The organism is Pseudomonas sp. FME51, assembly GCF_014897305.1.
In genome coordinates, this window is record NZ_JABUYN010000003.1 from 41,433 (window position 1) to 57,077 (window position 15,645).

Consider the following 15,645-nt stretch of genomic DNA (forward strand, 5'->3'; position numbering starts at 1 on the left):
GTATAACGACCTTTCACACGCCTATTATACACTTCGTTATACACAAATGCAGTGGCTTCGTCTAGCCAAAAGTGGAACTCAATAGACTGTCAATCCTTATAAATCAGCGAGTTACGCAACCTCCGTGGATCTCAAGAGCGGTCTGTGGACGCCAATCGTAGTTGTCGATCATCAATAACATGGGCGGCTCCTCACTTGGCAGCTTGTTCGGCCAGCGCTACGGCACGGAACATGGCGCGGCGCTTGTTGATGGTTTCTTCCCATTCCAGTTCGGGCACCGAGTCGGCGACGATGCCGCCGCCGGCCTGCACGTGCAGCTCACCGTTCTTGATCACCGCGGTGCGGATGGCGATGGCGGTGTCCATATTGCCGTTCCATGCCCAGTAGCCGACAGCGCCGCCATAGACGCCACGCTTGACCGGTTCCAGTTCATCGATGATTTCCATGGCGCGGATCTTCGGTGCGCCGGACAACGTCCCCGCTGGGAGAATCGCCCGCAGCGCATCCATCGCGGTCAGCTCCGGACGTAGCCGGCCCTGCACGTTGGAGACGATGTGCATCACGTTGGAGTAGCGCTCGATGATCATCTTTTCGGTCACCTGCACCTGGCCGATCTGCGCCACGCGGCCCACATCATTGCGCCCCAGGTCGATCAGCATCAGATGCTCGGCCAGCTCCTTGGCGTCGGACAGCAAGTCCTGCTCCAGCGCCAGGTCAGCTTCTTCGGTGATTCCCCGCGGCCGAGTGCCGGCAATCGGCCGCACGGTGACTTCGCCCTCTTCCACCCGCACCAGCACTTCGGGCGAGCTGCCGACCACATGAAAGTCGTCGAGGTTGAAGAAGTACAGATAAGGTGTCGGATTCTGACTGCGCAGCGCGCGATAAAGATCGATCGGCGCGGCCTTGAAGTCGATACTCATGCGCTGCGACGGCACCACCTGCATGCAGTCGCCGGCGAGGATGTACTCTTTGACGGTATCGACGGCGTTCTGGTAATCCTCGCGGGTGAAGCTGGCGCGGTATTGCAGATCACGCTCAGCGACGGCGGCAAGGTCGAGACCGGGGCGCGGAGTAAAAGGCGCAGCCAGTTGCGCCAGCAATTGATCCAGTCGGTGGTTGGCCTGCTCCCAGGCATCGGTATTGGCTGTATCAGCCAGCACGATGACGTGCAGTTTGCCGGCCAGGTTATCGAACACCACTACCTCATCGGACACCATCAGCAGGATATCCGGATTGTTCAACGGGTCGGGATTCGGCGAGTCGCCCAGGCGGCGCTCCACATAGCGTACGCAGTCGTAGCCGAAGTAGCCGACCAGCCCACCGTTGAAGCGCGGCAGACCTGGAATGCTCGGCACCTGATAACGCGCCTTGAACTGCTCGACAAAGGCCAACGGGTCATCGCACTGATGGAATTCGGTCTCGACGCCATCCACTTGCACGCTGGCGGTGTAGCCATGCACTTTCAATACGGTGCGGGCCGGCAGGCCGATGATTGAATAACGACCCCACTTCTCGCCACCCTGAACGGATTCGAGCAGGTAGGAATAGGGCGCGTCGGCCAGTTTCAGATAGGTGGACAGCGGCGTGTCCATGTCAGCCAGCACTTCGCGCACGACAGGTACGCGATTGCAATCCTGGGCAGCCAGGCGGAGAAATTCATCTTGGGTCATGATCAGCCTCACGGGCGGGTAGATGTCACACACAAACCGAGGGCCTGCGCAAAAGGCAGGCGAAAGAAGTTCAGGGACGCCAACGCCAGCGGGCGAACGCCTTCATCATTCCCATCAGTATGCGGTTGCTGACAAACACGGCTGATCCATCGATTGAAAAAGTAACCGCCCAAGACTATATGAGCGCATCGAGTGAATCAACCAGCAGGTCCGGGTTCTCCAGCGCGACCGAGCGGCCATGGTTGTAGCCGTAACTGACCGCCACCACCCTGACATCAGCGGCGCGGGCCGCCAGTACGTCATTGCGCGAATCGCCGACAAACAGACTCTGCTGCGCGGTTACCCCGGCAGCGGACATGACCTGCAGCAGTCCTGCTGGATCGGGCTTCTTCACCGGCAGAGTATCGCCGCCGATGATCCAGTCGAATTCGCCCAGACGCTTTTCTTCCAGCAGCGGCGCGACAAAGCGTTCGGGCTTGTTGGTGATGACCGACAGCAATACACCGCGTTCACGCAGCCAGCCCAGCAACGCCGGCACGCCGGGGTAAACCCTGGTGGCAGCATGACCACCCGAATAGGCCTGCATAAAGTCAGCCAACGCCGCCTGGGCTTCGGTATCATCCACCTGGGCGTGGTCGATATTGTCGGCCAAGGCGCGGCGTACCAGCACCAGGGCGCCGTTGCCGACCCAATCTTTCACCTTCGGCACGCCGGCGGTCGGGCGTCCGCGCAGCACCAGCACCTGATCCACCGCCGCCGCCAGATCGGGCACCGAGTCAACCAGGGTGCCGTCCAGGTCGAACATCACCAGGCGTGGCAACTCGCCGCTGTAGAGCCGCTGCAGTGCGTTCATGTCAGCGTTGCACCTGGGCCAGCTCGGCACGCATCTGGTCAATCACCGTCTTGTAGTCCGGCGCGTTGAAGATCGCCGAGCCGGCCACGAAGGTGTCGGCACCGGCTTCGGCCACCTGGCGGATGTTCTGCACGTTCACACCGCCATCGACTTCCAGACGAATATCCCGGCCGCTGGCGTCGATCAATGCGCGCGCTTCGCGCAGCTTGTCGAGGGTCCCGGGGATGAACTTCTGCCCGCCGAAGCCGGGGTTGACGCTCATCAGCAGGATCATGTCGACCTTGTCCATCACGTATTTCAGCGCATCCAGCGAGGTAGCAGGATTGAACACCAGTCCGGCCTTGGCGCCGCCTGATTTGATCAGCTGCAACGAGCGGTCAACGTGGTCGCTGGCTTCAGGGTGGAAGGTAATGAAGGATGCACCCGCTTCCAGGAAATCGCCGATGAGGCGGTCCACCGGACGTACCATCAGGTGCACGTCGATGGGCGCAGTGACGCCATATTTGCGCAATGCGGTGCACACCATGGGGCCGATGGTCAGGTTGGGTACGTAGTGATTGTCCATCACATCGAAATGGACAATGTCGGCACCCGCCGCCAGTACCCGGTCCACATCTTCCCCGAGACGGGCAAAGTCGGCGGACAGAATGGACGGGGCAATTGCGTAATCAGGCATGGCAGACCTCTGGGGATAATCGGAACCGGGACATTCTACCCTCTCGGGCGCTATTCGTGGGAGCGGGCTTGCCCGCGAATGGACTGGCGGGAGACCGTCGCGGGCAAGCCCGCTCCCACAACCCGACCTCTCTCATCAGTGAGCCCACGCACCAGGACCACTCCTGCATAAAACGTCTACCGTTTCACCTGAATCCGCGGTACCGCTTGACCTTCTCATACGCCTGCTGAATACGGTGCACCTGTTCACTGGCGGCGGCGAGCTCGGCTTCGCTCACTCCTCCGGCCATCAATTTATCCGGATGATGGCGACTGAGCAGCCGGCGATAGGCGCGCTTGATAAGCGCCGGCTCGGCGTTCAGCTCGATGCCTAGAATGGCCGCCGCCTGCTGCAACCCGCCACCGGTAGTCGCAGGCGCAGTGCCGCCCGATTGGTGGCGTTGATGACGCTGGCGTATCCGCTGCTGTTCCGCACTGCTCAGCCTGGCCAGGCCCGCCCAGCGGCCAAGCAACTGTTGCGAGGCGGCACTGGGCTGTCGGTGCACCAGCGCCATTCGCCAACAGCAGTCCAGCAACTCGGCATTACGCCCCGGCTGCTGGCGACAGAGACGCCGCAGTTGCCGCTCAACCCGCGTGGCCGGCAGCTTGCCTCGATTGAAGCTGTCCATGGCAGCCAGCCGCTGCGGCTCATCCAGTCGATACTGCCGCATCAGCTCCCGGGCCAGCTGAAGATGTTCGGGTGTGACTCGGCCATAGGCCTTGGCCACCCGGCCAAGGCACAGAAAAAGCACTTGTTGAAAGTCCGGCTTCAACCCCAGCCAGCGGACCAGCTGCGCAGGCAAATCCGTCCAGCGCAGCAAGCCCCAATGCCGATCCAGAGCATGGCCGAGCACGCCACCGAGAACGCCGCCGGGTACACCCGCGACAACACCACCGAGCAGGACACCCGCAACGGTCACCGGCCAGAGCATCTATCAGGCCTCCCTGGCACGCTGATCTGCCTGTTGCAGGCGTTCGGGGGTGCCAACGTCGATCCAACTGCCTGCAAAACGCTCACCACTGACCAATCCTCGCTCAGCCGCTGCACGCAACAGGGGAGCCAAGGGTTGTGGTCCATCGACCAGCCCGTCGAACAGCCGCGGCGACAACACAGCGATGCCACTGTAGGTCATGGCGCCGCCTTGTTCGGCCTCGGTAACCGGATTGGCTATCACTCCCTCGTCGAGCAGAAAGTCGCCGCGCGACTTGAAAGATGGATTGTCGACCAGCACGAGATGCGCCAACCGTCCCTCGGGCAATCCCATGCCGGCAAAGTCGAAATCAGTCCAGACGTCGCCATTGACCAGCACAAAGGGCTCATTACCCAGCAGAGGCAAAGCCCGCAGAATGCCGCCGGCGGTTTCCAGTGGCGACGCCTCGGGCGACCAGCTGATCTGTACGCCATACGCAGCGCCATTTCCGAACGCTGCTTCAAGCTGCTCCCCCAGCCAGGCGTGATTAATGACCAATCGCTCCAGCCCGGCCCGCTGCAGCGCTTCGATATGCCACTGAATCAGCGGCTTGCCAGCAACTGGCAGCAAGGGCTTGGGTGTATGCAGAGTCAATGGGCGCATGCGCTCGCCCTTGCCTGCAGCCAGGATCATAGCCTTCATCATTACAACTCCAGACTGTCGAGCAATCGCACCAGCGGCGCCAGACAGGCATCAGAGGAACAGGCATCGCGCAGGTATTGAATGAAGCGCGGAGCGTCCTCCAGGTAGTGGGGCTTGCCGTCGCGGTAGCGTATGCGGGCAAAGATGCCCAGCACTTTGAGATGGCGCTGAACGCCCATCAAACGCGACTGGCCGAGAAACTCGTCAAACCGCTCCGGCAAAGCAATGCCCGCCGTACGCGCCTGCTGCCAATAACGCTGAATCCAGTTTTCCCGCTCGGTCAGCGGCAGATTGAAAAAGGCATCGGCAAACAGCGAGGTCACGTCATAGCTGGCTGGACCGTACAAGGCATCCTGAAAATCCAGCACACCGGGCTCACCCGACGCCGTCATCAGATTGCGCGGCATGTAGTCCCGATGCACGAACACCTTGCTCTCGGCCAGATGGCTGTCCAGTAACACTCCACACAGCACCTCCCAGTCCGCCTGCTGCTCCGCCTGCTGCTCCGCACTCAACGCGCGCTGCAGATGCCGGCCAACAAACCAGTCAGGAAACAGTTCCAGCTCACGGCGCAATATAGCCTCATCGTAGTCCGGCAATTCACCAGGCCGGCTGCTTGCCTGCCAGCGCACCAGGGTACTGATGGCACCGGCAAACATGCGTTCGAGCTCAGCGTCGGAGATACCCGTCTGAATGCTTTGCAGATAGGTGCGCGCGCCAAGATCTTCCATTAATAGAAAGCCCTGCTGCGGGTCTGCCGCCAGAATGGCTGGCGTTTTCACCCCGGCGCCGGCCAGCAGGCCGGCAATGCGCATGAAGGGACGCACGTCCTCCTGTTCCGGTGGCGCGTCCATGATGATCAGACTGTGTTTCGCATCGCTCCAGCGGAAATAGCGACGAAAACTGGCATCGGTACTGGCTGGCGCCAGCTGTCCCGCGCCCTCTTCCGCCCAACTCTGACGGTCGCGCGCCTCAGACAATGCCGTGGGCAACCATGCTTCCAATAAACTTAGTCTTGCATCCACCATTGGGTTCCTCAGCTTCCAAACAGACCGGCACTGGCTCTGGCGCCTCACAATGCTTTATTATCCATGATCTCGACACGCAGAAGCAGCATGCATGTTGCAATTGCCTCGCACAAGTTCCCGAGTCATCGCGAGCCTGCACGCCCGACTGAATCCCGGATAACTATAATGGCCTACCCTAAACCTCCGTTTCGACCTGCTTTCCCTCTGCTGTTGGCCAGTGGACTGCTGCTGGCTCAACCCGTTGTCACGCTTGCCGCCGCGCAGGTTGAATGTCGCGCCGGCAGCGGCGGTAGTTGGGTCTGCACCCCGATGAAAGCCACCGCAGAGTTGCCGCCACGCCCCGGAAAACCAGTTGTCCGTGCTGCCGAGCCGGAACCGCGCCAGCGCGTCAGCGAAACCCGCCAAAGCGCTGCCCGGCCGCAGACGGTGGACTTCAGCAAGCTGGACTGGGTGCCTCGCGATCAGCTAACCGACACCCAACGTGCCGCCATTGCCCCCTATTGCAGTGGTGATTACATCGAGCCGCCACGCGCCGGCCGGGATGACGACACGCCCTTCGATCAGCTACCGGTCTATGCCAGCGCCGACTCGAGTAGCTTTGAACAGCGCAACCAGACCGGCACGCTGCAAGGCGATGTACTGTTGCAACAGGGCCGTTTGCAGGCACAGGCCAACGAAGCCAGTTTTGACCAGGGCAATAACATCGTCCGATTGAATGGCGACGTGCGCCTGCGCGATCAGGGCGTACTGGTGCTGGGCGATCGGGCGCAGATGCAGATCGACAGCGGCGAAACGCGTATCGAACAGGTAAGTTACGTCGTCCATCGCGCCAATGGCCGCGGCAGTGCCGAAAAGCTGATGCGCCGCGACGATGCTGTCATCGTCATGACCGATGGCAGCTATACCACCTGCGACCCGGGCCGCAATACCTGGAGCCTGCACAGCGACGATATCGAACTGGACCAGGAGAAGGGCTGGGGCGAGGCCAAGCATGTCACTCTCAAGGTCAAGGATGTGCCGGTGTTCTATACCCCGTACATCTATTTCCCGCTGGATGATCGCCGCCACACCGGTCTGCTGCCGCCGTCCATCAGCAACTCCACCGACAACGGCACCGAACTGGTCACGCCCTACTACATCAATATTGCACCGAATTACGATGCCACCCTGTACCCACGCATGATGAGCAAGCGCGGCATGCAGATGGAAGGCGAGTTCCGCTACATGCAGCCGGATCATGAAGGGCAGCTGAGCGCCTCCTTCCTGGATGACAAGGAATACGACGACAACCGCTGGCTCTATGGTTGGGAGCATATGGGCGGCCTGCAGAGTCGCTGGACTACCGAGGTCGAGTACTTCGACATCAGCGACCCCTTCTACTTCCAGAACCTGAACAGCTCTCTGGATGCGCGCAGCGATACCTACGTCAATCAGCGCGGCGCCATGACCTACCGTGGCAACGGCTGGCAGTTCCAGGCCGCCTTGCATGCCTATGAGCTGGCCACGATCACCTCGGTCACACCCTATGAGCGCCTGCCTCAGTTGCGCCTGGATGGCGGTCACTGGCTTGGCGACAGCGGGCTTAAGGTCGACTACCGCGCCGAGTACGCCTATTTCGACCGGGATCTGGATCGCGGTGTGCTGAGGGGTGAGGACGGTGTGCACTTTGACGCCGCGGGCGCCCCGATCTGGACACCCGATACCAACCTTGTAGGCCTGCAGCGCGCTACCGGTCACCGCGTCAGCCTGAGCCCCCGCATCAGCTACCCCATGCAGAATAGCTGGGGCTATTTCACCCCGGCCGCCCGGGTGCAGTCGACCTATTACGACCTGGACTTCGACAAACGTCAGCATCGCGACGTGACCACCAACCCCGACTTGTTCTTCGATTACGACAACGCCGATACCAACCCCTCCAGCACCATTCCGGTGGCCAGTCTCGACGCCGGCCTGTATTTCGACCGTGACACCAGCTGGTTCGGCCGCGACCTGCGCCAGACCCTGGAGCCCCGCGCCTTCTATCTGTATGCGCCGGACCGAGACCAAGATGATCAGCCGCTGTTCGATACTAACGAAAACACCTTCAGCTACAACTCACTGTTCCGCGATGACCGCTTCAGCGGCAACGACCGTGTCGGTGATGCCAACCAGTTGGCACTGGGGGTGACCAGCAGGGCGTTGGAAAGCAATGGGGTGGAGCGGGCTCGCGCCAGCTTCGGGCAGATCCTGTATTTCGAGGACCAACGCACGCAACTGCTCAAGACCGAAGGTCAGCGGCGCGATGAAAATGACCACTCCACCTCCGCCTATGCCGCCGAGTTCATGTATCGAGTGAGCAATGCCTGGAAGCTGCGCGGTGACGTGCTGTGGGATCCCGAGGAAAACAACAATAATGCCGGCAGCCTGTTGGCCAACTACCAGCCCGAGCCGCGCAAGGTCATCAATGCCGGATACCGCTTCCGCAATGACACCAACACCTTCAATGCCCTGACCGGCAGTTTCAATGAGAGCGAGAATCGTCGTATCGACCAATCGGACATGTCGTTCATCTGGCCACTCAACCCGCAGTGGAGCATGATCGGCCGCTGGCAGCATGATTTCGCCGGTGACCGAACCCTGGAAGCCTTCGGTGGTCTTGAATATGAAAGCTGCTGCTGGAAGCTGCGCTTCATCAACCGTTACTGGGTCGACTACAACGAGTTCGAATCGGTTACCCGCGACGAAGGCAACCGCGGCATCTTCCTGCAAGTGGTCCTCAAAGGACTTGGCAGCGTTACCGGCAATCGTGTCGAAAGTCTTCTGGACGAAGGCATCCCTGGCTACAGAGAGCGTGAAAACAATGCATTTTAAGCTACACCACAAGCTGGCGGGCCTGTGCGCCGGCCTGCTGCTCAGCACCGGCCTGCAGGCACAGATGGTCGAACTGGACCGGGTCGCCGCCATCGTCGATAACGACGTCGTCATGCAAAGTCAGGTGCAAGAGCGGTTGAACACGATCCGCCAGCAACTGAATGAAAGAGGCACCGAGCTGCCGCCCGAAGAGGTGCTGCACACCCAGGTCATCGACCGCCTGGTGTTGGAAAGCATCCAGCTGCAGATGGGTGAGCGCGCCGGTATCCGCATCGACGACGCCAGCCTCAATCAGACAATGCAGCAACTGGCCGAGCGTAATGGTGTGAGCATGGAAGAGTTCCGTGCCACTCTTGAGCGTGACGGCATCAGCTATAACCAGGCACGCGAGCAGATCCGCCGCGAGATGATCATCAACCGCGTGCGCCAGCGCCGGGTTGCCGAGCGTATTCAGGTGAGCGATCAGGAAGTACGTAACTTCCTCAATTCCGAAATGGGCCGTTATCAGACGTCCGCCGATTACCGACTGGCCATGATCGTCCTGCCGATATCGGAAAACGCCAGCAGTGAAGAAGCGCGTAGCAAAGCCGAAATCGCAAATCAGATCTATCAGGAGCTGAGCGAAGGTGCGGACTTCACCCGCCTGGCTGTCAGCCGCTCTGGCGGTGAACATGCCCTCGAAGGTGGTGAGCTGGGCTGGCGCAAAGCTGCCCAGTTACCACCGGCCTTCGCCAATGCAGTGGACGAGCTGGAGATCGGTGGCACCACGCCTCCGCTGCGCTCACCCGCGGGTTTCCATATTCTCAAGCTGCTGGAAAAGCGTGGCGGGGATAACCTGTTGGTGGATGAGTTCAATGTGCGCCATATCCTGATCAAGCCCAGCGAGATCCGCAGCGAGGCAGAAACCGCCCAGCTGATCCAGCGCCTGTATGAACGTATCCGCGCTGGCGAATCCTTCGAGACCCTGGCGCGCTCCTTCTCGGAAGATCCGGGCTCGGCGCTCAACGGCGGCTCGCTCAACTGGGTTACTGCTGATGCCATGGTTCCCGAATTCCGCGAGGTCATGACCACCACCCCGGAAAACCAGATTTCCGCGCCCTTCCAAAGCCAGTTCGGCTGGCACATTCTGCAGGTGCAGGGTCAACGTCAGGTCGATATGACCGATGAAATGCGTGAACAGCAGGCTCGCAACCTGTTGCAGAATCGCAAGTTCGATGAAGAGCTGCAGACCTGGCTGCTGGAAATCCGTGACGAAGCCTATGTTGAGATCAAAAGTTAAGTGACTGCTTCCGCCATTGCCCTGACCGCCGGCGAACCCGCCGGCATCGGTCCTGATCTGTGCCTGCTGCTGGCTCGTGAGCCCTGCGCCCATGAACGTGTGGTGGTCGCTGATCCCGACCTGCTTGCCGAACGCGCCCGCCAGCTCGAGCTCGATATCGAGCTGCGGCCCTACGATCCGACTCGCCCACCGGCGGCCCAACGGGCCGGCCAGCTCAGCGTACTGCCGGTGCCTCTGGCAGCAGCCTGTCAGCCGGGCAAACTGAACCCGGCTAACGCACGCTATGTGCTGGAAACGCTGCGGCTGGGTGGCCAGGGCTGTATTGATGGGCAGTTTGCCGCGGTCGTAACGGCTCCCGTGCACAAGGGCGTTATCAATGACGCCGGTGTGCCCTTCTCCGGGCATACCGAATTCTTCGCCGATCAGACCGGCACCGAACAGGTGGTGATGATGCTGGCCTGCCCCGGCCTGCGCGTGGCACTGGCCACAACTCACCTGCCCCTGCGTGAGGTAGCCGATGCCATCACTCCAGAAACACTGGAACGGGTAATCCGCATCCTGCAGCAGGATCTGCGCAGCAAATTCGGCATCAACAGGCCACGCATCCTGGTCTGCGGCCTCAATCCCCATGCCGGGGAAGGCGGGCATCTGGGCCGCGAAGAAATTGACATCATCATTCCACTGCTAGAGCGCCTGCGCGGCGAGGGCATGTTGTTGGACGGCCCTTTACCGGCCGACACGCTTTTCACTCCCAAACATCTGGATCATGCCGACGCGGTATTGGCGATGTATCACGACCAGGGGCTGCCCGTGCTCAAACACAAGGGCTTTGGCCAGGCTGTTAACGTGACGTTAGGACTTCCGATCATCCGTACCTCGGTAGACCATGGCACAGCACTGGATCTGGCCGCCACCGGACGTGTTGACGTAGGCAGCCTGAACGTCGCCCTGAATACCGCCATCCACATGATCGAAGCCCGAGGCCGGCAATGAACGAATTTGCTCCACACCGGGCGCGCAAGCGTTTCGGTCAGAACTTTCTGCACGATCACGGCGTGATCAATCGCATCCTGCGTGGCATCGCTCCGCGTGAGGGCCAGCATCTGGTCGAGATCGGCCCGGGCCAGGGCGCCCTGACCGAAGGCCTGCTCGCCAGTGGTGGTCGGCTGGATGTGGTCGAATTGGACCATGACCTGCATCCGCTGTTGCTTGCCCACTTCGGTGGCAACCCGCAGTTCACTCTACACAAGGGTGACGCCCTGAAATTCGACTTCCGCTCCCTGGTTCAGCCGGGCGAGAAGCTGCGGGTCGTGGGCAACTTGCCGTACAACATTTCCACGCCGCTGATGTTCCACCTGCTGAAGCAGTCCGACTGCATCGCCGACATGCACTTCATGCTGCAAAAGGAAGTAGTGCAGCGTCTGGCCGCCGGCGCCGGCATGAACCACTACGGCCGCCTGGGCATCATGGTGCAGTACCATTGCCAGGTTGAGCACCTGTTCGATGTGGGTCCGGGCGCCTTCAATCCGCCCCCCAAGGTCGACTCTGCGATAGTGCGACTGACACCTCATGCGACCTTGCCGCACCCCGCTGATGACCCCCAGGTGTTGGAGCTGATCGTCCGCGAAGCCTTCAACCAGCGCCGCAAGACCATGCGCAACACGCTCAAGGGCTTGCTGGATGCCGAGTCTATCGCCGCTGAAGGAATCGATCCGACACTGCGTCCGGAACAGGTCGACCTTGCCGGATTCGTGCGCCTGGCCAATCGGCTGGCCCTGCAACAGCGAGCCAGCCATGATTGATTCGCAGCTGCACCGCATTGTTATCGATACACAACCTCGCTACCTGAGCGAGCAATCCGACCCGGCGGCCAAACGCTTTGCCTTTGCCTACACCATCCGCATTCACAACGCCGGACAGGTGCCGGTTCAGCTGCTGGATCGGCACTGGCTCATCACCGATGGTAACGGCAAGGTCCAGGAAGTACGCGGTGAAGGGGTCATCGGTGAGCAGCCGCTGATTGCACCCGGGGCCAGCCATGTGTACACCAGTGGTTGCCTGCTCGAGACGCCGGTCGGCAGCATGCAGGGCAGCTATGGCATGCGCAGCGCTACGGGAGAAGATTTCCGCGCGCCGGTCACGGTTTTCCGTCTGGCCAAACCCAACGCACTCAACTGAGACCAGTATGGCCGTATACGCTGTCGGAGATATCCAGGGTTGCCTCAAGCCGTTGCAATGCCTGCTTCAGGAAGTGGATTTCAATCCTTCGCGCGATACGCTCTGGGCGGTGGGCGACCTGGTCAACCGTGGCCCAGAATCGCTGGCCACCCTGCGCTATCTGGACAGCCTGGGCAATGCCTGCCTCAGCGTACTGGGCAATCATGACCTGCACCTGCTGGCTGCCGCCTACGACGTCAAGCGCCTGCGCAAATCCGATACGTTACTGCCCATATTGCAGGCTCCCGATCGGGACCAGTTGCTGCACAACCTGCGCCAGCGTCCCCTGGCGCATATGGACAGCGAGCGCGGCCTGATCATGACCCATGCCGGCGTGCCGCCGATCTGGAGCGTCCAGGACACCCTGGCGTTGGCTGCCGAGGTCGAAGCGGTACTGCGTTGCGACCAGCAACTACCCTGGTTTCTCGACGAGATGTACGGCAACGAACCGGCATGCTGGAGTCCTGAACTGGACGGCACAAAGCGCCTGCGCGTCATCACCAATTATCTGACGCGCATGCGCTTCTGCCGGCCTGATGGCACGCTGGATCTCAAGTCCAAGGACACGCCGGGCCAAGCCCCGCAAGGTTATGTGCCCTGGTTCACCCTGCCCCGCCGCGACCCCGAGATTGGTATCATTTTCGGCCACTGGGCGGCACTGGAGGGCAAGGTGGGTGTTCCCGGTATCCACGCACTGGATACCGGCTGCGTATGGGGCAACCAACTGACCTTGATGAATGTCGACACAGGTGAGAAGCGCCACTGCGCTTGCCGTAATTGACCGTTACCAACAGCTGCCCTAGGCTTCGCACATACCCTCAACGGAGCACATCATGAGCGATTTTCAGCGTATCTCCCCCGAAACCGCAGCCGAGCTGCTGGCCGCGAATGCCTACGCAGTGGACATCCGTGACCCGCAAAGCTATCACGCTGGCCATATCCGCGACGCCGTACGCCTGGACAACGACAATGTGCAGGAGTTTATCTCCTCTGCCGACCAGCAAAGACCCTTGGTCGTCTGCTGCTACCACGGCAATTCGAGCCAGCAGGCCGCCGCCTGGCTAGCCGGCATCGGCTTCAGCGAAGTCTATAGCCTGGATGGCGGCTTCGAGCTCTGGCAACAGCAATACCCCGCTCTTGTCAGCCGCGACTGAGCGGCTTCCTGCCTGCAATTGCACATTTTTTCACACATCCTCTGTCACCCTCGCGCAAACCAACTATCCTGAAAGCAAGGCAATCAAATAATTCAAAGCAAAGCCGGTCCACCGGCTTCCGATAAAAGGGAAGCAAGTCGATGTGCAGCGCCGAACCGCCTTCGACCCACTTCCCGGGCCTTGTCTGCAGGCAGTAACGGGGGATTTTCGTATGCCATCAACTGTGTCCTTCGCTGCGTGGCAGATGGGTTCCTACCCGGAAGTCTCGGACCTAATTTTCAGTGAAAGCGAGGTCGCGCCATGAGCATATTCAGTCATTTCCAGAGTCGATTCGAGACCACCCAGCAGGAGGAAATGTCCCTGCAGGAGTACCTTGATCTATGCAAGGCCGATCCTTCCACCTATGCCACCAGTGCCGAGCGGCTACTGATGGCCATCGGCGAACCGGAGCTGATTGATACCTCCCTTGACCCGCGGATGTCGCGCATCTTCTCCAACAAGGTGATCAAGCGTTACCCCGCCTTTGCTGACTTCCACGGCATGGAAGATGCCATCGAACATATAGTGTCGTTCTTCAAGCATGCGGCTCAGGGCCTGGAGGAACGCAAGCAGATTCTCTATCTGCTCGGCCCGGTAGGCGGCGGCAAGTCGTCCATTGCAGAGAAACTCAAGGCGCTGATGCAGCAGGTGCCCTTTTATGCCATCAAGGGATCGCCGGTTTTCGAATCCCCCTTGGGGCTGTTCAATGCGACCGAGGATGGCGCGATCCTCGAAGAGGACTTCGGCATTCCGCAGCGTTACCTGACCAGCATCATGTCGCCTTGGGCGGTCAAACGCCTGCATGAATTCAATGGTGATATCAGTCAGTTCCGTGTGGTCAAGCTGTATCCCTCGATCCTGCAGCAGATTGCTGTCGCCAAAACCGAGCCGGGCGATGAGAACAATCAGGACATCTCTGCTCTGGTCGGCAAGGTGGATATCCGCAAGCTGGAAGAATTTCCGCAGAGTGACCCGGATGCCTACAGTTATTCCGGCGCCCTCTGTCGCGCCAACCAGGGGCTGATGGAGTTCGTCGAGATGTTCAAGGCGCCGATCAAGGTGCTGCACCCGCTGCTGACGGCCACCCAGGAGGGCAACTACAACAGTACCGAAGGTCTCGGCGCGCTGCCCTTCAATGGCGTAATCCTGGCTCACTCCAACGAGTCGGAATGGCACACCTTCCGCAATAACAAGAACAATGAAGCCTTCATCGACCGAATCTACATCGTCAAGATCCCCTACTGTCTGCGGGTCAGTGACGAGATCCAGATCTATCAGAAGCTACTGACCCACAGTTCGCTGGCCAGCGCCCATTGCGCCCCCGACACGCTGAAAATGCTCGCCCAGTTCAGTGTGCTGTCGCGCCTCAAGGAGCCGGAAAACTCCAACGTCTATTCGAAGATGCGCATCTACGATGGCGAGAATCTCAAGGATACCGACCCCAAGGCCAAATCCATTCAGGAATACCGCGACACTGCAGGGGTAGACGAAGGCATGACCGGCCTGTCCACTCGCTTCGCCTTCAAGATCCTCTCCAAGGTGTTCAACTACGACAACACCGAGATCGCCGCCAACCCAGTGCACCTGTTGTATGTACTGGAACAGCAGATCGAACAGGAGCAGTTCTCGGCAGAAGTCAGCGAGCGCTACCTGCGCTTTCTCAAGGAATACCTGGCGCCCCGTTACGTCGAGTTCATCGGCAAGGAAATCCAGACCGCGTACCTGGAGTCCTACAGCGAATACGGGCAGAACATCTTCGACCGCTACGTACTGTATGCCGACTTCTGGATTCAGGATCAGGAATACCGCGACCCGGATACCGGGGAGATTCTCGACCGCGGCGCTCTGAGCGAAGAGCTGGAGAAGATCGAGAAACCCGCCGGCATCAGTAACCCCAAGGACTTCCGCAACGAGATCGTCAACTTCGTGTTACGCGCCCGCGCCCACAACAACGGCAAGAATCCCACCTGGCTGTCTTATGAAAAGCTGCGGGTGGTGATCGAGAAGAAGATGTTCTCCAATACCGAGGACCTGCTACCGGTCATCAGCTTCAACGCCAAGGCCTCCAACGAGGACCAGAAGAAGCACAACGACTTCGTTACTCGGATGGTCGAGCGTGGCTATACCGAGAAACAGGTACGCCTGCTGTCGGAATGGTATCTGCGCGTGCGCAAGGCGCAGTAACGACTGGCACGCAGTCCGGTCAGCTTCTTGTCTGGTCATTTGCA

At 60.3% G+C, this 15,645-nt stretch carries 14 protein-coding genes; 8 read left to right on the top strand and 6 right to left on the bottom strand.

Annotated features, from left to right (window positions below):
* Positions 1-191 precede the first annotated feature (191 nt).
* The 6 genes from trpE to INT39_RS06835 all read right to left on the bottom strand — a co-directional run bounded on the left by trpE (position 192) and on the right by INT39_RS06835 (position 5,878).
* The gene (gene trpE, locus INT39_RS06810; RefSeq protein ID WP_193073120.1) at positions 192-1,670 is read right to left on the bottom strand and encodes an anthranilate synthase component I; all 1,479 of its coding nucleotides are present in this window, start codon (positions 1,668-1,670) and stop codon (positions 192-194) included.
* Between the two features lie 175 nt (positions 1,671-1,845).
* Complete coding sequence (locus tag INT39_RS06815; protein ID WP_193073122.1) at positions 1,846-2,523, bottom strand: phosphoglycolate phosphatase; 678 nt, start codon at positions 2,521-2,523, stop codon at positions 1,846-1,848.
* A gap of 1 nt (position 2,524) precedes the next feature.
* Positions 2,525-3,199, bottom strand: coding sequence for a ribulose-phosphate 3-epimerase (gene rpe, locus INT39_RS06820; protein ID WP_193073124.1), 675 nt, complete (start codon positions 3,197-3,199; stop codon positions 2,525-2,527).
* A gap of 184 nt (positions 3,200-3,383) precedes the next feature.
* Positions 3,384-4,169: a DnaJ domain-containing protein gene (locus INT39_RS06825; protein WP_193073126.1), complete on the bottom strand. Its 786-nt coding sequence runs from the start codon at positions 4,167-4,169 to the stop codon at positions 3,384-3,386.
* Positions 4,170-4,172: 3 nt separating this feature from the next.
* Positions 4,173-4,850 carry an N-acetylmuramate alpha-1-phosphate uridylyltransferase MurU gene (gene murU / locus INT39_RS06830; RefSeq protein WP_193073128.1) on the bottom strand — a complete coding sequence of 226 codons (678 nt, stop codon included), beginning with the start codon at positions 4,848-4,850 and terminating at the stop codon, positions 4,173-4,175.
* Between the two features lie 2 nt (positions 4,851-4,852).
* Positions 4,853-5,878 (bottom strand): phosphotransferase, encoded by a 1,026-nt coding sequence (locus tag INT39_RS06835; protein ID WP_226944603.1) that lies wholly within the window; start codon positions 5,876-5,878, stop codon positions 4,853-4,855.
* A gap of 165 nt (positions 5,879-6,043) precedes the next feature.
* On the opposite strand from INT39_RS06835, the gene INT39_RS06840 reads away from it, so the two are divergent.
* The 8 genes from INT39_RS06840 (at position 6,044) to INT39_RS06875 (ending at position 15,601) form a co-directional block, all read left to right on the top strand.
* On the top strand, positions 6,044-8,728 hold the full coding sequence (locus INT39_RS06840; protein WP_193073132.1) for an LPS-assembly protein LptD: 2,685 nt from the start codon (positions 6,044-6,046) through the stop codon (positions 8,726-8,728).
* Entirely contained in the window at positions 8,718-10,007 is a 1,290-nt protein-coding gene (locus tag INT39_RS06845) for a peptidylprolyl isomerase (protein WP_193073134.1), read from the top strand. Before INT39_RS06840 ends, INT39_RS06845 begins: the two co-directional genes overlap by 11 nt.
* A complete protein-coding gene (gene pdxA / locus INT39_RS06850; protein ID WP_193073136.1) occupies positions 10,008-11,000 on the top strand; it encodes a 4-hydroxythreonine-4-phosphate dehydrogenase PdxA in 993 nt (330 codons plus the stop codon).
* Positions 10,997-11,809: a 16S rRNA (adenine(1518)-N(6)/adenine(1519)-N(6))-dimethyltransferase RsmA gene (gene rsmA / locus INT39_RS06855; protein ID WP_193073138.1), complete on the top strand. Its 813-nt coding sequence runs from the start codon at positions 10,997-10,999 to the stop codon at positions 11,807-11,809. Before pdxA ends, rsmA begins: the two co-directional genes overlap by 4 nt.
* The gene (apaG, locus tag INT39_RS06860; protein ID WP_193073140.1) at positions 11,802-12,185 is read left to right on the top strand and encodes a Co2+/Mg2+ efflux protein ApaG; all 384 of its coding nucleotides are present in this window, start codon (positions 11,802-11,804) and stop codon (positions 12,183-12,185) included. The genes rsmA and apaG overlap by 8 nt, the downstream gene beginning before the upstream one ends.
* Before the next feature lie 7 nt (positions 12,186-12,192).
* Positions 12,193-13,005: a symmetrical bis(5'-nucleosyl)-tetraphosphatase gene (locus tag INT39_RS06865; RefSeq protein ID WP_193073142.1), complete on the top strand. Its 813-nt coding sequence runs from the start codon at positions 12,193-12,195 to the stop codon at positions 13,003-13,005.
* Between the two features lie 52 nt (positions 13,006-13,057).
* Entirely contained in the window at positions 13,058-13,378 is a 321-nt protein-coding gene (glpE, locus tag INT39_RS06870) for a thiosulfate sulfurtransferase GlpE (protein WP_193073144.1), read from the top strand.
* A 300-nt stretch (positions 13,379-13,678) separates the two neighbouring features.
* On the top strand, positions 13,679-15,601 hold the full coding sequence (locus INT39_RS06875) for a PrkA family serine protein kinase (RefSeq protein ID WP_193073146.1): 1,923 nt from the start codon (positions 13,679-13,681) through the stop codon (positions 15,599-15,601).
* Positions 15,602-15,645: the final 44 nt, after the last annotated feature.